General features: G+C 49.7%; 20 protein-coding genes and 1 pseudogene. 10 read left to right on the forward strand and 11 right to left on the reverse strand.

Annotation, left to right across the window (positions count from 1 at the left end):
* The first annotated feature begins 8 nt into the window (after positions 1-8).
* The 4 genes from NMP98_RS18720 (at position 9) to NMP98_RS18735 (ending at position 3,476) form a co-directional block, all read left to right on the forward strand.
* Entirely contained in the window at positions 9-413 is a 405-nt protein-coding gene (locus NMP98_RS18720) for an HVO_A0114 family putative DNA-binding protein (RefSeq protein WP_254859358.1), read from the forward strand.
* Positions 414-851: 438 nt separating this feature from the next.
* A complete protein-coding gene (locus tag NMP98_RS18725) occupies positions 852-1,097 on the forward strand; it encodes a UPF0175 family protein (RefSeq protein ID WP_254859359.1) in 246 nt (81 codons plus the stop codon).
* On the forward strand, positions 1,087-1,563 hold the full coding sequence (locus NMP98_RS18730; RefSeq protein WP_254859360.1) for a PIN domain-containing protein: 477 nt from the start codon (positions 1,087-1,089) through the stop codon (positions 1,561-1,563). Before NMP98_RS18725 ends, NMP98_RS18730 begins: the two co-directional genes overlap by 11 nt.
* A gap of 848 nt (positions 1,564-2,411) precedes the next feature.
* A complete protein-coding gene (locus NMP98_RS18735) occupies positions 2,412-3,476 on the forward strand; it encodes a transcription initiation factor IIB family protein (RefSeq protein WP_254859361.1) in 1,065 nt (354 codons plus the stop codon).
* Between the two features lie 247 nt (positions 3,477-3,723).
* Here NMP98_RS18735 and NMP98_RS19495 read toward each other — a convergent pair whose 3' ends face one another.
* Both NMP98_RS19495 and NMP98_RS19585 read right to left on the reverse strand, forming a co-directional pair.
* Positions 3,724-3,849, reverse strand: coding sequence for a hypothetical protein (locus tag NMP98_RS19495; protein ID WP_268105585.1), 126 nt, complete (start codon positions 3,847-3,849; stop codon positions 3,724-3,726).
* Positions 3,850-4,566: 717 nt separating this feature from the next.
* A pseudogene (locus tag NMP98_RS19585) lies at positions 4,567-5,058 on the reverse strand (Cdc6/Cdc18 family protein); the annotation flags it as partial.
* Between the two features lie 400 nt (positions 5,059-5,458).
* Here NMP98_RS19585 and NMP98_RS18745 point away from each other — a divergent pair.
* A complete protein-coding gene (locus NMP98_RS18745; RefSeq protein ID WP_254859363.1) occupies positions 5,459-6,655 on the forward strand; it encodes an orc1/cdc6 family replication initiation protein in 1,197 nt (398 codons plus the stop codon).
* A gap of 429 nt (positions 6,656-7,084) precedes the next feature.
* Here NMP98_RS18745 and rfbB read toward each other — a convergent pair whose 3' ends face one another.
* The gene (rfbB, locus tag NMP98_RS18750; RefSeq protein WP_254859364.1) at positions 7,085-8,020 is read right to left on the reverse strand and encodes a dTDP-glucose 4,6-dehydratase; all 936 of its coding nucleotides are present in this window, start codon (positions 8,018-8,020) and stop codon (positions 7,085-7,087) included.
* A gap of 53 nt (positions 8,021-8,073) precedes the next feature.
* On the opposite strand from rfbB, the gene NMP98_RS18755 reads away from it, so the two are divergent.
* Positions 8,074-8,949, forward strand: coding sequence for an SDR family oxidoreductase (locus tag NMP98_RS18755; RefSeq protein WP_254859365.1), 876 nt, complete (start codon positions 8,074-8,076; stop codon positions 8,947-8,949).
* On the opposite strand, the gene NMP98_RS18760 is transcribed toward NMP98_RS18755, so the two are convergent.
* From NMP98_RS18760 to NMP98_RS18770, 3 genes are read right to left on the reverse strand one after another with little or no spacing between them, the layout of a single operon-like run.
* Positions 8,946-9,128, reverse strand: coding sequence for a hypothetical protein (locus NMP98_RS18760; protein WP_254859366.1), 183 nt, complete (start codon positions 9,126-9,128; stop codon positions 8,946-8,948). The two genes, NMP98_RS18755 and NMP98_RS18760, sit on opposite strands and share 4 nt — an antisense overlap.
* Before the next feature lie 2 nt (positions 9,129-9,130).
* The gene (locus NMP98_RS18765; protein ID WP_254859367.1) at positions 9,131-10,204 is read right to left on the reverse strand and encodes a glucose-1-phosphate thymidylyltransferase; all 1,074 of its coding nucleotides are present in this window, start codon (positions 10,202-10,204) and stop codon (positions 9,131-9,133) included.
* Positions 10,201-10,665: a dTDP-4-dehydrorhamnose 3,5-epimerase family protein gene (locus NMP98_RS18770; RefSeq protein ID WP_254859368.1), complete on the reverse strand. Its 465-nt coding sequence runs from the start codon at positions 10,663-10,665 to the stop codon at positions 10,201-10,203. The genes NMP98_RS18765 and NMP98_RS18770 overlap by 4 nt, the downstream gene beginning before the upstream one ends.
* A gap of 148 nt (positions 10,666-10,813) precedes the next feature.
* Between NMP98_RS18770 and NMP98_RS18775 the strand changes: the two genes are divergently transcribed.
* Both NMP98_RS18775 and NMP98_RS18780 read left to right on the forward strand, forming a co-directional pair.
* Positions 10,814-12,226 (forward strand): oligosaccharide flippase family protein, encoded by a 1,413-nt coding sequence (locus NMP98_RS18775; RefSeq protein ID WP_254859369.1) that lies wholly within the window; start codon positions 10,814-10,816, stop codon positions 12,224-12,226.
* A gap of 53 nt (positions 12,227-12,279) precedes the next feature.
* Positions 12,280-13,035, forward strand: a complete 756-nt coding sequence (locus NMP98_RS18780; protein WP_254859370.1) for an SAM-dependent methyltransferase — start codon at positions 12,280-12,282, stop codon at positions 13,033-13,035.
* A gap of 157 nt (positions 13,036-13,192) precedes the next feature.
* Here NMP98_RS18780 and NMP98_RS18785 read toward each other — a convergent pair whose 3' ends face one another.
* The gene (locus NMP98_RS18785) at positions 13,193-14,119 is read right to left on the reverse strand and encodes a glycosyltransferase family 2 protein (RefSeq protein WP_254859371.1); all 927 of its coding nucleotides are present in this window, start codon (positions 14,117-14,119) and stop codon (positions 13,193-13,195) included.
* Positions 14,120-14,292: 173 nt separating this feature from the next.
* On the opposite strand from NMP98_RS18785, the gene NMP98_RS18790 reads away from it, so the two are divergent.
* Positions 14,293-15,174: a glycosyltransferase family 2 protein gene (locus tag NMP98_RS18790; RefSeq protein WP_254859372.1), complete on the forward strand. Its 882-nt coding sequence runs from the start codon at positions 14,293-14,295 to the stop codon at positions 15,172-15,174.
* A 16-nt stretch (positions 15,175-15,190) separates the two neighbouring features.
* Here the strand turns inward: NMP98_RS18790 and NMP98_RS18795 are convergent, their stop codons facing one another.
* Together NMP98_RS18795 and NMP98_RS18800 are read right to left on the reverse strand one after the other, a co-directional pair.
* Positions 15,191-16,354 (reverse strand): O-antigen ligase family protein, encoded by a 1,164-nt coding sequence (locus NMP98_RS18795; protein WP_254859373.1) that lies wholly within the window; start codon positions 16,352-16,354, stop codon positions 15,191-15,193.
* A gap of 180 nt (positions 16,355-16,534) precedes the next feature.
* On the reverse strand, positions 16,535-16,738 hold the full coding sequence (locus NMP98_RS18800; protein ID WP_254859374.1) for a hypothetical protein: 204 nt from the start codon (positions 16,736-16,738) through the stop codon (positions 16,535-16,537).
* A 151-nt stretch (positions 16,739-16,889) separates the two neighbouring features.
* On the opposite strand from NMP98_RS18800, the gene NMP98_RS18805 reads away from it, so the two are divergent.
* On the forward strand, positions 16,890-17,966 hold the full coding sequence (locus NMP98_RS18805) for a glycosyltransferase family 4 protein (RefSeq protein WP_254859375.1): 1,077 nt from the start codon (positions 16,890-16,892) through the stop codon (positions 17,964-17,966).
* On the opposite strand, the gene NMP98_RS18810 is transcribed toward NMP98_RS18805, so the two are convergent.
* Positions 17,955-19,058, reverse strand: coding sequence for a prenyltransferase/squalene oxidase repeat-containing protein (locus NMP98_RS18810; RefSeq protein WP_254859376.1), 1,104 nt, complete (start codon positions 19,056-19,058; stop codon positions 17,955-17,957). The genes NMP98_RS18805 and NMP98_RS18810 overlap by 12 nt on opposite strands.
* Positions 19,055-20,872 carry an alginate lyase family protein gene (locus NMP98_RS18815; protein ID WP_254859377.1) on the reverse strand — a complete coding sequence of 606 codons (1,818 nt, stop codon included), beginning with the start codon at positions 20,870-20,872 and terminating at the stop codon, positions 19,055-19,057. Before NMP98_RS18815 ends, NMP98_RS18810 begins: the two co-directional genes overlap by 4 nt.

Consider the following 20,872-nt stretch of genomic DNA (forward strand, 5'->3'; position numbering starts at 1 on the left):
GAATACACATGCCCACGCTCAAAGTCACCGTCGGTGAACGTAACCGCCTCGACGAGCACACACGCAACCGTCTCAAGGCCGCTCAAGAAGGAGTGGACCTCGAGGATGCCCAGCCGGTGCTGAACTTTGAGACGTACGCCGAGCTCAGTCGGCTGCTCAGCCCGAAGAACTTGGAACTGCTAGAGGCAATCGCTGAACAGGGCCCCGAGAGCATCCGTGAAGCCGCCGAACTGGTGGCTCGGGACTACAAGCAGGTCCACCGGAATCTCTCCGAACTCGAAGACATCGGTGTCATCGAATTCGAAGGGGGTGGGGCGGGCAAAGCGAAGAAACCGAAACTAGCCTACGATGGCCTTGAAATAGACATTCCATTCGCAGGCTCGAACGAGCGCGTCGGGGCTGCCACCCCGTGACTACTCCCACGGATACATTCGGAGACTGAGACCTTCTGATCGTCGTATACCATGAGTCCCGAGTGGCGGTAGTCATCGTGCAATCGGAGAACGTCTGTATCGTTGGTCAGTCGCAAGAATTCATTCCGCGAGTCGACGGTCCCGCTTTCTGACGCCGAAAAACGACGCATGCAAGAAGGCCATGTCAGTTCCGGCACTGAAACGGACGAAGACGATATCGACGAGGTCCTGTATAGGTGCGTCTGCTGATCGATACGGGCGTTCTCTACGCAGGAACGTTCTCGGGCTTCAGCCGGTCGGCCTGGTGGGCAGCAGTCAGATATGACTGGGTCGTCGGAGTGGGTACTGTTTGCGATCCCACTCTCTCAATCTCAAGTGCGAAGTCGCGCCAGAACGGACGGCCAAACACTCAAGAATCATGTAATCCAATATTTATCTATGGCCACCATCGAAATTGACGATGAGGTGTATGACGCATTGCGAATTCCTGAAGGAGAGCGATCGAAGGCGATGAAGCAGGAGTTAGCAGTGTCACTCTACGCACGCGATATTCTCTCGTTCGGCAAAGCCCGAGCGTTAGCCGAGATGTCTAAACGCGAGTTCCATACGCTCCTCGGCGAACGAGAAATCCCTCGACACTACACCGAAGCTGAACTTGCTGAAGACTTCGAATATGCCCAGTAGTGATCTTGTGGTCTCGGATACATCACCGCTCTTGAATCTCGCGCTCATCGATCAACTCGACCTTCTCAAAGCTCAATTTAGCGGTATTTCGATTCCGGACCAGGTTTGGGGTGAACTCACTGAAGGAGATGCTGGGTTGAACGCTATCCGTGAACTGCGAGAAGAGGGGTTCCTAAACGTGGTTGAGGTGGAGCGCTCGGACCTGTTCATCGAAATACGTCGGCAATTGGATCGTGGTGAAACAGCCGCGATTTGTTACGCGATTGGGCAGGATGCCGAACTCATCCTCTTAGATGAGAAAGAAGGCCGACGCGTCGCTCGCGATCATGACTTGACTGTCACGGGAGTAATCGGTGTATTTCTCAAGGGAGCTAACGCCGGCAACGTGGACTTAGAGCGAGAGCTTGCCGCCCTCCGTGAAGCAGGTTTCTGGATTTCTGATGCGCTCTATTCGCAGGTCCTATAGAACGCTGAAAAGTAATCAACTCGTTAGACATCGTTCGATGGCAGCTCAGGTAACCAACTGCGGCGATTCACATTAAAATACAGGGGAAAATTCATGAAACTCGCTGTGGGGGGTGTCCTACGGAACTAGGTAAATAATTTCCGCAGACTGTTTACTCATATGGCCGATGTGGCCGCTAATTAAACAGGGTCCGAAAGGTTTTGATATTCTACTCTGTTGCAAAATTTGATATGTAACGAACGGGAGTCCGTTCATCCCGTGAAACTCCGACTATATTGGTTGTTATCCCTCGTCTTAACCAACAGTATTCCTGAACGTTGGTTAATTCGCCAAGCGGTTCATAGGAGAGCTCCTGTTCGTCAACCGGTCGGGCACAAGCATTGGTTCGCTCGGTGAGTAGCTCTCGGTTCGCCGCGCTCGGCGCTGCTAGCGGTGCGCTCTCGCGACCGACCATTCCGGGCATGCGGGCGCTCTCCGCACCGCCCGCGCCCGTTCCGGGCTGAAATGAATATGGTCTCGACGCCAGCGGGTAAGCGCCGGGGGTTGCGCAAATGCTCACCCCCGACGCTTACTCCGCTGGACGAGCGCACCGCTCAGGTCGCCGGAAGACTCACTTCGTTCGTCTTCCGAGCCCTGCCTCGCTTCACTCGGCAGGACGCACGCGCGCGGCTTGTATCCTCCCCGTCTGTGGCGCGCTCTCGCTCGCGCCCAAAGGGGCGCTCGCGAAGGCGCGAGCGAGAGCGCGCAGTCCAGTCGTGACTAGTCGGGTCGGTTGTGTAGAAAATCCCCGTGCTGGAACACGGGGGCGTCGGGCGCTCAGTGAGCGCCTTCGGAGTTGAAGTACTCCAATGAGTTCTAAGGGAATTATCGAACTTGAAGATTCGGTCGAACAGAATGCAACTGAAAGCGACGATGCGGTCGTCGTCGACGTGCGTGGTGCGGAGTGGCAGTCGACGTGTCCGGAGTGTGACGGCCGGGTGCGGAAGCGGGGTCACGAGTCGATGTGTGCGGACTGTGGATTGGTCGTGCGCGTCGAGACGCTGGATCGGACGCCGACGCTGAAAGACCATGCACCGACGGCGGACGATCGAAGCGGTGAGTGGGCGTGTGAGCCAACGAATCAGCTCCGGGTCGATAAGGGCCTCGTGACGACGTTCTTCCTCTCGACGGACGGAAAGGGCAACACGTTATCGCCGGAGCGGAAGGACAAGATGGAGCGACTGCGGCGGCGGCACAAGCGCTTCACGATGCACGACCGGCGTGACCAACGGCTGAACGAGGGGATGCGCGATATCGGGATGCTCGGTGCCAACCTCGGGCTGCCGGAGCACGTCCAGACCGAAGCCGGCTGGTACCTGAAGGCAGCCAAGCGTGAGCGATTGCCCGCTGGCCGGATGCCCTGGGAGGCGCTGGCGGCGGGGGCCGTGCAGTTAGCAGCCCGCAAGGCCGGCATCGAGCGCGACCCTGTGGATGTCGCCCAGTACGCGAAGGCGTCGCTGGATCGAGTGTGTGCCGGCGCGCGGAAGATTCGCATCGAGACGGATGTGGATGCCCCACCGGTGCGTGACCGGGCGGTCGATCGGGTCGTCGCAGCGCTCGATGATGTCCTCGATGTCGAGGCGGCGATCGAGCTGGTGCGAGTCGGTGAGCGGTTGTTGGCCGTGGCTGATAGCGAGGGCATTGGGCCGGGCACGCATCGGATGGCGATGGCCGGTGCGGCCGTGTATGCGGCCGATCGGCTGACGAGCGAGAAACATCTGACCCAAGCCGAGGTGGTCGAGGCGGCGTCGGCGGTCGTGCCCACGTCGACGAGCCAGATTCGGAGCTACTCGCGAGAAGTCCACGACATCGGGCAGGCGCGGTTCCAGTCGCTGTCGAATGACACGCTACCGGGGCTGGTGCAGGCCGACTGAGGGGACCTCTCCCTCGTTTTTTCGCGACCACCACGCCACGCCCACCGCCCCACCCTCCGCTCCGTGCTCGCTCACTCCGTTCGCTGTGCGCGCAGCCACGACCTACATACTTGAATGTTGAGATACAGAATACCTATGCCAACCGGCTCACGATGCGTGGTATTGGCCCTACCGATTGAGTATCCACTCGAACGGAGTGTGGGGATGCACATACTCGGGACGTGTTCATCAGTGCAGAAGCACCCCGTCACTGAGCTGGTACTGGTGGCTGGAGCGCATCGGTTCCGAGTTCGGCTTCCAGTTCCGCCCACTCGCGTCGGAGTGTCTGCATCTCCTCTGGATCGTCGTGATTGTCCTCGTTCTTCTTAACCAACGGAGTGCTCCAAATGTTGGTTAAGACAACTCCCTAGTTCGATCGGTCGCACTCTTCCATCAGCTACTCGGATTCTGGCGGTCGGCGTTTCGGTGGGGATGGTTCTTTTGCCGAATTCGAAGCTACTGACCTCTACACTCTTCCCAATCGAGTACTACAGCAGAGTCCCGGTGGTTCGTTTGGGATAGCTGAAAGTGGAGACCACGGTTTGAAACACAGAGACACTCCAGTGTTTCAACTGAAGCTGCCCCAGTGTAGTGGTGTGGCTCTGGTACGTGGACTTTCACGAGGCATTCCATATCCGGTGGTGCCTGATGGGGAGTATAAGCAGAGACACCCCACGCTTTCAAGTGAAGCTGACTTGTGGAGAGGCCGTTGGGAAAGCCAGGGGCCGAGTATGAGGATTGACGGATTCGATCGTCTCTTGGGCCATCGCTTCTGAGAACACACGACATAGTGGGGTGTTTCCCGATTTCGAATACTCCCAATTCGTGGTAGGCATCGCAATATACCATCGCTTCACTCGAAATGGTGGGGTGTCTTGGGACTGCAACAACTGAGTACACCAACGATATTACTACGACCACCCCACCGCTACAAGTGAAGTATTTATTGCGATTTCCGCTTACTAAGCAGAGGGTATTGGTTGGAACACCCCACCATTTCGAGTGAAACTTTGAGAAGAATTTTTGAGCAGAACAGCTGTACAGAGCCCGTTTATAGGAGACCGTTCATTGATGCAATCTCTCGAATTGTCTGGATTTCAGCCTCCAGATGGAGAACGTCGGACATCGCATCGACGGCGCTGGTAAATGGAACGTTGAGTTCGTAGCTGTAGTAGTTCCCACGAGAACCAATCCGATTCTCCTAGGCCGAGAGAATCCCGAGCATTCGGAGCTCGGAGAGGTGATTGTGCACCGAGCGTTGGGTTAGTGAATCGGATTCAGCGGACTCACACAGCGAGACGTACTCCTCGTAACACTCGCGAGTTCGAGCCGGTGTTTCCTCCTTCGCCGCTTTCGACACGACGGCCAACAGTGCGAGCTGCCCGTGGGTCGTGAGTTGCCGCATTCCCTCTTCGACGCGCTCCTGTTCTAATTTCGCTCGTGCAGCCTCGACGTGGTCTCGCTCGATTGTATCGAGGTTCCGATTTTCAGCCAGCTCTCCCGCGAGTCGAAGTAGATCAAGTGCCTGTCGAGCACTCCCACTATAGAATAAGTGTATATCCCGTACAAGCCTCCGATCTCTCTCTCAAGGGGTGTATGGTGGAACTGGCCTTTGAGGAGTGTCTCTGTTCTCCTGGATGACGATACTCGACGACGTCGGCCGGCTTGCAGGGTCGGTAAGGGAGAGTACGTTTCGTGTGCTTTTGCAGAGCGATAGCCGCGGGAGCATCACAGAGAGAGTGGATTTCTTGTGCTTGCCACGCTGGTTGTGATGACGCGATTGGCTCGGAGTGAGAGAGGACGTTTCGTGTGCTTTCCTATGTGTCCTTCACAAAATGAGGGCGACGTAACCGATATTTCTGGCTTCAATCGATTTCAACAGTAGCATACGAAACAAACAACGCTTGGCTTTATATATCTATGTCGAATTGGATACGGTATCCATGGGTGGCCCGTTCGACGATCTCACTGAGACGGTATTTGCGGACAAGGCGGTTCTCACAGAAAGCTACCAACCGGAGACGATTCTCGAACGAGACGAAGAGATCAAGGCGTACAGCCACGCACTTCAGGACGTGCTGTTCGGCCGGGAGCCAGAGAACATCTTCGTGTACGGGAAGGCCGGACTCGGGAAGACGGCAGTCACGAAGTACATGATGGACGAGCTTCGCGAAGAGGTAACGACGCGAGAGGCGGCAGACGACCTCCACATCCATACGATCAACTGTAACGGCCGGACGCTGTTCATGGTCGTTCGTGGCCTCGTCAACGAACTGCTCCCCGAGCATGCCAGTCGCTTCCCGAAGCGAGGGCTCGGGACTGGGGACGCCTTCGACGAGTTGTACCGACAGTTCGACCGTTTGGGGGGGACACATCTCGTTGTCTTCGACGAAATCGATCATCTGGAGGAGGCGAACACGCTATTGTACGAACTGCCTCGTGCGCGAGCGAACGGTCACGTCTTGGACGCGAAGGTCGGTGTGGTCGGGATCAGTAACGACTACACCTTTCGGCGAACGCTCTCGCCGAAGGTCAAAGATACGCTGATGGAGACCGAAATCTCCTTTAGCCCGTACGATGCCCAAGAGTTGCGGGAGATCTTAGAGCATCGCGCGGAACGAGCCTTCGTGGAGGGGGCCTGTGACACGTCGGCGATTGCAAAGGCGGCCGCGCTGGCCGCACAGGACATGGGAAATGCCCGGCAGGCGCTCGATTTACTCCGCGTCGGTGCGGAGTTAGCCGAACAAAACGGTGAGACGCTGGTCACGGACGACCATATTGAGGCTGCACGGGAACGGGTACAGCGCGGTCGGTTAGAGAACAAAATTCGCGACCAGACCGAGCACGCCCAGTACATTCTGGAAGCGATTGCGAACCTCCAGACCAGCGGTGCGGTCCCGGCCCGCTCGAAAGAGATTCAACGAACGTACGAGCAGGTCGCTGACTCTCATGCCGCCACACCGCTATCGACCCTGAAAAGCATCCAAGACCACCTCTCGGATCTCCACATGCTGGGATTTCTCCACCGACATGAGCAGAACAAAGGGCTGAGTGGTGGCCAGTACTACGAATACGAGTTGGATCTCGACCCGGGAATCGTGTTAGAGACCCGGACGGAGATCGCCGAACACACGGGATGAAAGCACACGAAATGTACTCTCCGTGAGTTCGTTTGGGTCCGGGGAGTGTGAGCGGAAAAGCACACGAAACGTACTCTCTCACTCCGGTCAAATCTCTCGACTACTGGGCGCGTAACGAGGGGCGTGCTAGTGGGCAGTATTCCGAGTATGAACTCAAGGTCGACTTGATGACAATGTGTGGTTGCTGGTGATTTTGAGGGGATTTCGCTTCCCGATACTGTGGCTCGGCACACCTGAGTTGGAACTTGGCAGAACACTCAACATGGTGGGGTGTGGCTGGTGGTTTGGTGGATAGCATTTGACAGAGTGGGGTGATTCGGAATATTTCTATGTAGTCAGCCATGGAAGGGTATCTTCAGACGGGAGAACACTCGACACGGTGGGGTGTCTCTGGAGGCTCAGGGTTGCTTGACAATATATAGTCCTCTATTATGAGTTAGTTTCCGACTCTAGATAGTACTCAACAGCCTGCTGGAGTCCCTCTTCGAAGGTCCAAGAGGGCTTCCACCCCAGTGCCTCGAGTTTGGAGTTGTCGAGTGCATATCGCTGGTCGTGTCCTGGTCGGTCTTCGACGAATTCGATGAGATCCGCATTTGCATCGACCGCGTCAAGAACTTCGTGAGCGACTTCTAGGTTCGTTCGTTCGTCACCACTCCCGATGTTGTACACCTCGCCGATATTACCGTCTTTCCGAACCGTCTCGATGGCCCGACAGTTGTCCTCAACGTAAATCCACTCCCGAATGTTTGAACCATCACCATAGATTGGGAGTGACTTCTCCTCCGAGGCGCGTTGAATCAACTTCGGGATGAGTTTCTCCGGGTGTTGGCGAGGGCCGAAGTTATTCGAAGATCTCGTAATCACGACGGGAACGTTGTGCGTCGTGTAGTAGCTTTGTGCCAAGTGATCAGCCCCTGCCTTTGTCGCTGCATACGGATTCCGTGGGCTGAGGCTATCGTCCTCGGTAAATTTCTCTTCGAGAATTTCACCGTACACCTCGTCTGTCGACACTTGGATGAATCGCTCTAACTCGGTATCGGCTGCCGCATCCAGTAAGGCACACGTCCCGCCGACGTTCGTGGACACGAATGGGTCGGCGCCGTCGATTGACCGGTCGACGTGTGATTCGGCGGCGAAATTTACGACGATATCGGCATCGTCGACGAGATCGTTGACGAGCTCTCGGTTACGGATGTCGCCTTCGATGAACTGGTGGCGAGGGCTGTCGATGTCTGTGAGGTTCGCTTTGCTTCCAGCGTAGGTCAACGCGTCGAGTGTGGTTACGTCAGCGTCCGTCCTTTTGAGGACGTGCCGGACGTAGTTCGATCCGATAAAGCCAGCGCCGCCTGTGACTAGAAGCCGCATATCGGTTGGTGGCCACCGGCAGGGATTTAGTTTGCGCTCTGTATCTGGTTTCTATGGATGTACTGGTGACCGGGGCTGGTGGGCTTCTCGGGAGTAACGTTGCTGCGGTAGCGGCTGATCGTGGATATTCTGTTCTCGGCACCTATCATAATCGGGAACCGGAACTCGACGTTGAGACTGCACAGCTCGATATTACGGATGCCGACCAGTTCGCGGAGTTGTTCGCAACCCATGCGTTCGATGCTGTGATTAATTGTGCAGCGATGACTGATGTCGATGGGTGTGAACAGCATTCGGAGCAAGCACGGCGTGTAAATGGGAATGCACCCGGAGAGATGGCGAGTATTGCAGCCCAGCATGGGATCGATTTCGTCCAAATATCGACGGATTACGTGTTTGACGGCCGGCGAGACGGCCGATATGCTCCCGGTGACGAGACGAACCCCATACAGGAGTATGGGCGTTCGAAAGCACTCGGAGAGGAAACAGTCCGGGATGGACATCCGGAGGCGCTTATTGTCCGGCTGTCGTTCGTATACGGTCGCAACAACCAGGGGACGATTGAGGGATTCCCGGCGTGGGTGTTGGATCGGCTTGCACGCGAGGAGTCAACACCACTCTTCACCGACCAGTTTATTACACCGACGAGAGCGGGCTCCGCTGCTGAAACGACTCTTGATCTCTCCCGTGAAGCCACGACAGGAACAGTTCACGTCGCGGCACAGGACTGTGTGACGCCGTTCGAACTGGGGACGACACTTGCAGAACTGGCTGGTGAGCCTGTTGATTTGTTGGAGGAGGGCCGAATGGCAGATGTTGATCGGCCTGCTGTCCGCCCGAAGAATACCTGTCTCGCTGTAGAGCAAACCGAGTCATTGCTCGGGCGAGCACAACCCACTCTCGAAGAAGATTTACTAGCTCTGCTCTAGTCCATCTGGTAGGCGTCGCGATTCTCTTCGTAGTGTCCCTGTGTGTCTTCAGGTAGGTCCGCGAATTCGTGGACGCGGTCGCAATCGAGGCCTGGACACGTGATTGCACGCTCAACGAGTAACACGTTGCCAGCGATGACGGTGCCACAGTCGGGACAGGTGTAGGTTTCGATGCGCATGATTATAATCGGAGTTGTGAGTTCTCGCCGACAATCAGTCGTTGGCCGGCCGGTAGGAGGTCGTCGGCGCTCCCGATGGTCGCACCGCGCCCGATGAGACTATCGACGAATCGACCATCGGCGGTCAGCTCGCAGTCGCCGACGATGACGCTGCTTTCGACGTGGGCGTTCACTATGGTACAGTTCGGACCGATTGAGGTGTAGGGGCCAACGTAGGTTCCTTCGGCTATCGTCGTCCCGCTACCGATGCTCACGGGCCCCCGGACGACTGCACCCGCTTCGATACGAGCGTTCTCGTGGAGGTCGACGTGACCACGGACGTCGGCGTTTTCCTCGACAGTACCGTTACGGCTGCCCGGCTGTTCTTCGAGCACGAGTCGGTTCGCATCGAGGATGTCTTCGGGCTTCCCGGTGTCCTTCCACCACCCTTCCACGACGTGGGAATCGATTGCTTCGCCGTCGTCGAGTAGGTGCTGAATGGCATCGGTTATTTCGAGTTCACCGCGCCACGAGGGTTCTAACCGTTCTATCGCATCGAAGATGGTCGGCGAGAAGACGTAGATACCGATTAGCGCGAGATTGCTTTCCGGTTCGTTGGGCTTCTCGACGAGTTCGGTGACCGTTCCATCGTCGTCGACCGTGGCGATGCCGAACTGTTCGGGATTGTCGACGTGCTGAAGGGCGATGCCAGCGGCGTAGTCTCCATCCTCAAAGCTCTGGACGAATTGCTTGATGCCCTGTTTGAGGATGTTATCCCCAAGGTACATCACGAAGTCGTCGTCACCGACGAAATCGCGTGCACATCCCGCGGCGTGGGCGAGGCCGAGCGGTTCGCCCTGGATGATGTACGTGATTTCGACGTTGAATTCCGAGCCGTCACCGAGGAATCGTTGGATGTCGCCACGGCCCTTTTCGCCAAGGACGACCCCGATATCAGTGATGCCGGCGTCTCGAAGGTCTTCGATAGCGTACTGGATTACTGGCTTGTTCGCGACGGGGACGAGTTGCTTGGGCCCTGTGTGCGTAATGGGGCGGAGTCGAGATCCCGTCCCGCCAGCGAGGATGAGCCCCTTCATTCGCGGGGGTCAGCCTCCCAGTCAAGCGGGATTTTGTCTGTATCGTGTGGAAGTCGCTCTTCGTCTGGGTCATCGTAATCGTAGAGGTTCGTCGGGAAGTTGATGAGCAAGGCCTGTTCGTCCCCAACGACCTTGAAGCCGTGCCAACAGTCACCCGGAATTCGGATGGCCTGCTGGTTGTGTTCGCCGATGACGAACGTGTTCAGTTCGCCCTGTGTGGGTGAATCGTCTCTGTCGTCGTAGATCCCGACCTTGATTCGCCCCTGTGGGCAGATGAAGTGGTCAATCTGTCCACGGATGTGTTTGTGCCACGCTCGGATGATCCCTGGATAGGAAAGGGAGTAATACGACATTGCGGGTTCTGGGTCGTACATCTCCCAGTCCTCCCGGAAAATTTCGACGAGATGGCCGCGTTCGTCTACGTTAACCTGTAGGCCGCGTACTTGTACACCATTAATCATGAATAATCAACTTCTCCTTATTTTGATAAGCAACGGTCATCGTATGTAGGAAACATTATGACAGACAAAAAGGTAAGGCATTCCTGAATCAAGTATCGATAGATTTTGATACTAAAATGCTTAATGTCTGTGTCTGTCTGGTGTTCATATGAACCTTGCCCGATCTAGCGTTCGGGTTTTTGTGGCAAATTCCGGGAGCAGTTTTGTTTCTTTCTTGGGAATAGCTTTTTTCGCACGAGAGCTCGGTGCTCATCAGATAGGAATTTTCTTTCTTTTTCAGGCATTGCTTGGTGTGGTAGCTATTCCTGCCGATTTTGGTATCAGAAGTGGACTCACTAAAAGAATTAGTGAAGGCGGCCCCTCTGGTTCAGTCCTTTCAACAGCAGTACTACTAAAAATAGTATTACTAACTCCATTTATTGCAGCTATTTTACTTCTGGAGAGTATTATTAATGAATATCTCGGTGCAGAGTTAGCACTATATCTTGTAGTGGCACTTATTTTACAGGAATCATCAAATTTAACGATACATGTATTAAAAGGAGAACTCAGGGTTGGCGAAACTGCCGGCCCGGTATTCTTGCAAAGAGTTGTATATATTGGTTCTGCTTCGCTTCTTATCATTGAAGGATTCGGAGTAAGAGGAATCATTTGTGGGTTATTTGCGGGTTTAGCTGTTACAATAATTTGGGCCGGAAGTAAATGCTCGATAAATTTAGGGGTTCCATCTCTTGAGCAAGCTCGATCGCTTTTTGATTATTCAAAGTATGCCTTCATCTCGTCTATTGGGGGGTATTTTTACAGCTGGATGGATGTCGCCATCATTGGTTTTTTTCTTTCACAGTCGTCGGTTGGGATTTACGAAGTAGCGTGGCGAGTAACCGCAGTAGTAATGCTGTTTAGCACAGCTATTTCCACTACAATTTTTCCACAAGTGAGTCAATGGGATTCTGAGGGGGCGATGAACCGAATTGAGTCTATGTTATCTGAAGCAATTGCACCGGCACTGTTTATTGCAATCCCCGCATTCTTCGGTGTAGTATTATTTTCCGAAGAAATTCTCGGGTTTGTGTTTGGAGCAGAATATTCGGCTGGGTGGCTTGTTCTTGTTATTCTGATGGGAGAAAAAGTTATACAGTCTGTTCACACTATACTGGGTCGTTCTCTTCAAGGTATTAACCGCCCTGATTTGGCAGCTAGAGCGGGTATCATCGCAATAATAATAAACTTCTTTTTGAATATCATACTTATCCTTGAGTATGGAATAGTTGGAGCAGCAGTCGCTACAACCATCTCCTTCGTGGTTAACAGTATACTTCATGCATACTATCTGTCAAATTTTGTAACTTTCCAGTTTCCGTTTGAGCAGATTGCTGGGTGTGTGGTAGCCTCGGTCGGGATGACTCTCACACTTTTGATACTCGAGTCAATGGTGGTTATTAATAACCTCCCAAAATTAGTAATGGTTATTTTATTTGGAGTAGTAATATATTTTGGGTTCGTGCTTACTATCCCTTCTTCCCGTAAGGTTGTCTTCAAAAATATTCGCCGAGTAGTTTGATGAGCATTTTACGAAACGATTACAGTATTTCAACGATAGAGTTTAACTAGTTAATGCGGAGATTATTCCAGGAAGCAACAACGATTTGGCAGGAAGATGGTTTAGTGAAATTGGTAAGGAAAACCACTAAATTCGGGTATGATAATTTCATTCGACCTTTGCTCCCAACTCATGTAGTTCGGTACAATGGTGTACTTGTACGCGCTTCTCGTGTTGGGGATTCGTTTATCCCTTGGCGCGCCACCGATATCCCAAACTATGAAGACGCACTAGTTTGTGGTATCCGCCGATATGTAGAGAAAAATGACACAGTTGTTATTATCGGTGGGGGCTGGGGTGTTTCTACGGTGGTAGCGGCCGAGCAAGTAGGAAAACGTGGTCGTGTCATCACATATGAAGGAGGCGAAAGGACCGTCGAAAAAATTAAAGAGACGGTACAACTGAATGGCCTAAGTGACCGTATTTCCATTCAACATTCCGTTGTTGGACAAGCAATATCTCTTCGAGATGATAGCGGTGGAGCAAAAGTAGTTTGTCCTATAGAAATTCCGAATTGTGATGTTCTCGTGCTGGATTGTGAAGGGGCTGAAACACAAATCTTGGAGCAGATGGAAATATTCCCGAGAAATGTTGTTGTCGAAACGCATGGTATATACGATGCGCCAAAAGCAACTGTTCTAAGTAAGCTTTCCGACGCAGGGTATGATTTGATTGAAACCAGGGTAGCTGAAAGGCGATTGCTTGAAGAATGTATGAGGAACGGGATCTATGTAGTATATGCAAAAAGATCTGATGAAATAGATTGTTGATGTATAGTTCTTTGTGAATTGTTAAAATGAAATGTCTACTGCTCAATCGGTATTGCTGCTATTTTGCGTAGATGGACCAATTCTCCGTAGGCGATTATACCGATAGTGATTGATACACAAGCAATCATAATAGTATCTCTGGAATAGTAATAAAATATTATTCGTTTACAAAAATATCCATAATAACTAGTAGTTCGGCCAAACATATCTTTTGTCTTTTATCCCATAATTCTGCATCTGTGACTGATGATATTATTGAATACGCAATGAGTCGTTCTAGTGTGGCGAAAAATTTCAAAATTAAATACAAGTTTGTGTACATCCTGCCGTGGTGCTTTTCCAAATATTGAGTTCTCGCTTTATATAATTGGCTCGTAAGATTCTTACTTATATTATTAGATGCACCTCCACCTATGTGGACTAATTTTGATGAAAAATCGATATATAATTGGTAGTTGTTCTGAGATGCACGGTAACAAAAGTCAACATCCTCCCCATAGAAATTGAAACGTTCATCAAATCCGCCGATATCATTGAATGTTGACTTCTCCATAATTAAAAATGCGCCAATCAAATAACCATCAATTGATTGAATGCCGCCCGATCGAAACTCATATTTATCCGATTTAAAATGTTTGGGAATAATGATTTCTTTCGAAACTTTCCAAATATTATGGAACTCATGCCAATTTTTTTGATTATCTCCGTTCGGATAGACGAGCTTTGGTGATATAATATCTACGTCGTTATTTTGAACCTCCCTGATAGCAGTTGAGATCGACTCGCCGCTTATCCATTCAATGTCATTATTTGATAGTGCGATTATATCTTCCTCGGACTCCTTTACACCACGGTTAACGGCACTCGAATAAGTGTTTTTATCATTTTTGATAAACTTCTTTTTAACCCCACTACAATACTGTTGACAGTTATGGATCTGCTGTTCAGAGAATTGCTCGCCGTTATTAACGATAATTATTTCTGAGATTAAATTAGAATCTTTGTGTCCGTCCAAAGAATCTAGCATTGAGTAAAGAAAATTAAGCTCACCGTATTGAATAACGACTAACGATACGTCTTCCATCTTAGTGACTACTTGCCCTATATCGTTTAAATACTATCGGAAGTCGATGATTCCTACTATCGATTAGTATCCCTGTTTTTTATGAGCTTCTGCGATAACTTCTTATGATCAATCCACAAAAGATACCGTTTTATACTGCAATCTATATGGATTAATATATGTGCAAGGTTAGTGTGGTTATACCAACATATAACCGAGCAGATGTTCTTCCCCGGGCAATTAGAAGTGTGCTCAATCAAACGTATACTGACTACGAGATCGTTATTGTTGATGATGGCTCAACTGATGAAACAGAAAATGTAGTCCAATCTTTTAATAATGAAAAAATAAAGTATATAAATCATAAGACGAACAAGGGGCAAAATGTAGCTAGAAATACTGGAATAAAAAACGCTAATGGTGAATACATTTCATACTTAGATTCTGATGACATGTTTCTAGAAAACCATTTACAAAAAGCCGTCAATATTCTTGATAACCTATCTGAAGAGTATGGGGGGGTACATACAGCTCGCGAGGATGTGATTAATGGTGACGTTGTAAGACATGAAGTGAAGGATGGCGAATTAACACTTGAGGAATTGTTTTCATCTGGCAATGCTTATAGGCACTTAGCAGGCTCTATATCACTTACTTATCGAAAAAAAATTATCAGGAGTATTGGACTACACGACGAAGATGTCATTCTTGGCACTGATTTAGACTTTTTTATTCAAATACTTGAAGAATACAAACTATATGGTATTAACGAACCACTAAGTCGAGTCTTTAGACAAAGTAATAGCGTGACTATGGATCCAGAGTACCTTATAGAAGGCCAGAAACAATTATTGGAGAAACATGGCGAGATATTCAATCCAGGGACAAAGGCGAGAAGGTTATATAATATCGGGCTAGGGTATGCGACAGTAGGAAACATGGCTGATGCCCGGAAATATTTCATAAAGAGTATCAAAACAGATCCAACGGAAATAGGGCCGATTTATCACTTGTTTGTATCAATACTCGGTAAGACTGCGTTTGATAAGTTCAATATGACTGATATTGAGGGATGAGTTGAATATAGTGCATTTACACGCTATTTATGTTCCGTCCAATAATTATAAAATTAAGAACTAATAATACTGCCACGAAACCCATATCATTAGGCAAAATAACAAGAAAACAACAAAGAAAGATAAGACTCCATTGATATGTGTCTTTGCTGGTGATAACTGATTTAAATGCAGATATAAGTATAGCTATGAACATAAAAAGGCCTATAACACCTAATTCTACAAGAATAGACAAATACACGCTATGCGCGGTAATGCCAACCTCAAGAGGAAAATGACCACTCCCGATTCCGAATATTGGATTTTCAATAAACAGATGGTAACCCGATAACCAGATCTCTTGCCTATTACCTAAGTCGCCATCTTGAATCAGTTGTGGAACAGTCATAATTCGAGATTGTATTTTTGGAGGTAAAAGTAACCAGCTGAAAATGGTGGTAATGCCAACTATGATAGATGAAACGTATTTATCTCTTTGATTATTGAGCTGAGATGTGGATATTCCCAGAATAGCTGCCATCACTACTGTTAAAACGACTATGGCTGTCCTTGATCCTGAAATAAATGCTGTCAAAATAGCGAAAAAGATGAAGATATAGTTAATAAATTTTTGGTATTCTGTAGTGAGGTTTGACCTGATTAAGTAATACGCGATAGGAACCCCAAGTACCACATGGCTTCCTAATTCATTCGGATTCAAACCAAATGGAGTTGCTCTTGAATAACTGGAAATGACGAAATAATCTACGATGGAGGCAGTCATAAGAATGAATACCCCTATTATATAAGATTGAAAACCAAAATTCAATCTTCTTTCTGATCTATATACATCCCAAAAAGCGATGATAACACCAAATATGTATAGATATCGAACAATATCTTCCACAACTAGAGATATTTTGCTAGCCCAAATGATAGAAACGATAACCCATAGAGTGAATAAGAAGAATAGAATATGGAAAGTATCGGGCTTCCTTATGGATTTTTTTAAATATATGGATATTAACCACGAGATACCTAACATGAGGCCAAAAAGCCAACCAATCGTAATGCTTGTTCCTACGTCTACTATAACGAGAGCATTTCGCCATGGTAGCACAAAAAGGAATATCAGTGAAAAATAAAACGTAATATTTGTCCATATATCTATTCTGTTTGAGAAGTTATGGAAATGTGACATACTGGATTGGTGGGCTATACCGTAATTAACAGTATTGCGCCCACATAAACAATGCCCATTACCCCTGAGCCCCTCATCCAATCTGTATGTTCCCTATTCTCCTACGACGCGATTAAGTTTTGTATAACAAGATTTCGACCCTATTCGTCTTGTTACTCCAAGATTTGACTGCAACCCATATCAATCAAGATATCCAAGGGCTCTCAGCTGACCTTCCGAGTGTTTTTGGTCTCGTTCTCCGGCGATATTGTCTTCGTCAACTGAGGCGGCTTCCGAGACGATGAAGGCAATGTATTCCTCAGTGGAGTCGAAAGCTGTCTCTTGAACCTGTCGCTCACAGCTAGCAATAACTTCATCTTCGAGTTTGATTGTAATCTCTTTCATACTGGACCATCTCCATAAAAACGCAAATCACTGTTGGTCCTCTATTGATTCACCGTTCCTTAATCGAACGATTCATGCCCCAACATTAAGAAGACAACCTGTGACGTCCATCTGCGTACTCTCTACTGTCCATGGGCCGACGAACACTCGGGTGTTCCACAAAGAGGCAAAAGCAGCGTCTGCTGCAGGTTTCGACGTCTCTTACGTTGTTCACGATCCACCTGCTGAGCACGACTCTATTGTTAAATTCCATTCATTAGGAACTAGCCAGTCTCGAATGCAACGGTGGTCTCACCTTCCTCGTACATATAGAATCGCTCAGTCGCTCGACAGCGACATCTACCACTTTCATGATCCAGAACTCTTACCAGTCGGCATCTTACTTCAGACGACGACGGATGCCAGCGTAATCTATGACGCACATGAGGATTACGGATATAATGCCATTGAGTATCGTGAGTGGATTCCTACCGCGATCCGGCCGAGTATAGCTCGGTCGTTCCCCAAAATCCAGTCTGCATTTGCGAACCGACTTGACATGGTTATCACTACAACGGAATCTATTGCGAAGCAGTTTCGGGAACTTGGTCATACGAATGTCGAAGTCATCCACAATTTCCCGAAGACAAAAAATATCACAATTAGCGATTCTCCAGTTGAGCAATCGAAGGATATCACGCTTGTATATGTCGGGAGTTTTGAACACATTCACGGCCTAATTCCAATGCTGCAGCTGGTTGATGAACTCAACCAGCGTGATTATGAGGTCGAACTATGGATGCTTGGAACCTTCGCTGATGATAAAAATGAGGAACGTGCTGCACAATTCATTGCGCAAAATAACCTCTCCGAAGCCGTCCAATTTTTTGGACGAATCCCGTACGAGGATATCTTCCCCTACCTTGCCGAAGCTGATATCGGTCTCTGTTTGGTAGATAAGGAACGTTGCGAGCACGCCTTGCCAACAAAAATATTTGAGTATATGTATTCGAAAACACCTGTACTAGCGACAGATGCCCACTCGATTCGGCCGTATGTGACCGATGATGTCGGTCGGAGAGTGTCTCAAACGAACCCAAGTGAACAGGCGGATGCCGTTCTAAATCTAGTATCCGATGATGAACAACTTGAACAGATGGGTGAGCAGGGGCGGTCACTGGTCATGCAGAAGTACAATTGGGAGCAAGAGGCTCAACGGCTCATCGAGATTTACAACTCATTGATATAGGAGTGCGTCAACAAAGAACTTCGCAGCCCAGTTCGGGTAGCGGAACCACATATACCGTTGCCAGACTGGGTGAGACCCCTTGATGCCACCATTGAGATCTGGGGATGAGCTGTCGATGATTTGGAATTTTTTCAAGTCCTCTATCGTAGTTTTGATGCTTCGCATATAGCGTTGATGTTGCTCAATTGAAGATAGTCGGGACCATACGATAACCATCTGTGCCTCCCCAGTCAGGCAACGGTAGCTACTGCTCTCCCAAGCTTCGTCATAGGTTGCCTTCAAGGAGCCGTCTGACTTCCAAGCTTCGTTCAGTATGTCTGAGGTTCTCTCTGCCGCATCGATGTAACGGTCGATGCCTAATAACAAACCACTCTCTAACAGCCCTCTTATTGTGTAAGCAATCGTATGGAGATAGGGTATCTCTCTTGGGGAGAAGCCAGCGTGCTTGAACCAACCGTTTTCCGCCTGTTGAGACAGAACCCAATCTAAGTGAGCTTTTGCGGCAGAGCGGTAACGCTCTTTTGAAATAATTTGGCTGGCCTCGATCAACGCCCAAGCAACACGTGAGCAGTAGACGTGTCGTTCACCACGATAATCGTATTTGTCCCAGTATCCGTTTTTATGTTGAACAGAAGTCAACCAATCTGCCGCACTTGATGCTGCTCGACGGAAGGCCACATCCGATGTCTCCCTGTACGCTCGAATAAGGCCAAGAAGAATCTGGCCAGTGTTGAACACACTTGGATTCGCCTCTGGTCCGGGATCGACGCCCTCGGGAAACGCGCCTTCATCGAGTTGTAATTCAAGCAGCCATCTCGCCATTTTTTCTGCTCGCTGACGTGCTTCCGACGATTCGGCATATGCTGCGTAGTCATATAGTGTTGGGATGATGTAGCCTGTCGTTTCCGGATACGGTCCAGACCATCCCGTGAGAAGGCTGTAATTCGCTGCAGATCCATTGCTGTCAGTAACGTCTTGGCTTCGAAAGAGCCACCTGACTGTGGCTTCAATATGTTCCTTGTCACTGCGTGGCTCAGTCCTGTTGCCTAACAAATCACGTCTAACGGTACGAGGTAAATCAAGGGGACTCATTTGCTTATTTCGGGCATCTTGAAGTGTTTATCCGCTACACGAACCTCCGTTAGTGTCGAACCCTCCGTCTCAACAGACACTGACTCAACTTGATTTCGAGACAAAAGGAAGCCAAATCCTTGATCATCAGATTGTAATCTTAGTGTCTCTCGTCGGCACTCGACACCGAATTTCGGATAATACCGGGTTGAGCTAACCGAGATGTCGTCCACATGAACTGGAATTCCCTGCAATTGTGTCTCACCAGCTTTAACGAATCGAATTCTTGAGTCGGCTTCAATATCAATCCCAGGCGCACCGTGAAGTCGGCTTACGGTCGTAGCAGTATCCTCGATAGAATCCCAGATTAACCACCAATTCAACCCATCTACGATTGTCCGTCCGTGTTCGTACCGAGCATCCGAAGACGAATATCTACCATAATACACGTCGAAAGAATCCTTGATGTGTTTCGTCGTTGGGTCAATCTGTACTGGCATTAGGAACCGACCACCGTACTTGACTGGCTCTTTTCCCTCAGGGTGTGCAGTGTTGTGTGACTGCACACTCCGCGCTCGCTGTCGTTGATTCCCCGGTTGATAATCAAAAGTTCCTGTATCGGTGATAATCGGCTGATTGCCTCTCCAAACACAGATAGTAAATGGATCGTTATGCGTGTGAGCAAGGAGATTCTCAGGACCCGATGCACCGTAGTCTGCGAGTAATGTAGTCTCGTCGTGCTCAAACCAAACAAGGCCCGAAGCATCAAGATCCGGTTCCGTTCTGCTGGTGAATCCAGCTTTCTTCCCGTACATCGAACAAGCGTTGGCCTGAAGCGTTTCCCCAAGCACGGAGTCATTAAGTAAAGGAATTACTCCATCCGGTCCCGCCAAGTGCTCAATAAACGCGTTTGCATCGTTAGTCACTTCCTGGAGGCTATTGGGGTATGATTTTCCAGCTGCATCAAGCAATAAACATGTCGAAATGAGTCGTTCAGTGACTGCAAGATGATACATCGGGCTTCGCTCGTAGTGGTAACCATCTGCAAGAAACTGTTCGCGTACTGCTTGGTTTAGTACTCCAATCCCACGGTCCACGAACCGTTTACCATTGTCACCGAATGCTAATCCCCCAGCGACCAGTGCTGCGCCATTTTCTATCAAGTGATTCCCACCGACATCTTCCTCGATATGATTATTCAAAAAGAGTAGATTCTTGAATAGAAATTCTTGTACTCCATTATCAACATCGCCACACCATGCTGCGTATCTGGTGAGATTGATAATTCGGTGACACACGGCATACGGCGTCCAAAATCCACGAAGATAGCCAGGGTTCGATCCAATAGGATGTTGATCAGGGGACTCCCGAATCCATTGACCAAGTTGATTAGAATCATCTGCCAGCGATTCCTTCTCCTCAAATCCGAGAGTTACCCACTCTAAAGGTTCGAAGCCGACTAATTTGAGATACCATAAACGCGGGAGCCCCTCAAGTTGGGAGTCCCCTGTCTGTACTGTGGCTGGGTCTTCGATTTCCCGATGGCGGTTGAGAAACGAGACTGACCCATCCAGAAACTCCTCAGCACGGTCACGATATGATCGCCGTTCTTTCTCGGTCAGGACGGCCCGAATCGCTTGGAGGTCTTTGTTGTGAGGTCCGATATTGAACGAGAAATCGTCCGGCACGCCGCGTTCGTATTGTGCATCGAAGTCGATTGGCAACCGATGGACGAATTTATTCCGAAGTTTTCGATCAATGATACCGCTCAACTGTTTCGGAGATTTGCTCAAGGCGGTCCGGGCCAGTAATTCGTAGTCACCTATGACGTCCAT

The organism is Natronomonas gomsonensis (genome assembly GCF_024300825.1).
Taxonomy (GTDB): domain Archaea; phylum Halobacteriota; class Halobacteria; order Halobacteriales; family Haloarculaceae; genus Natronomonas; species Natronomonas gomsonensis.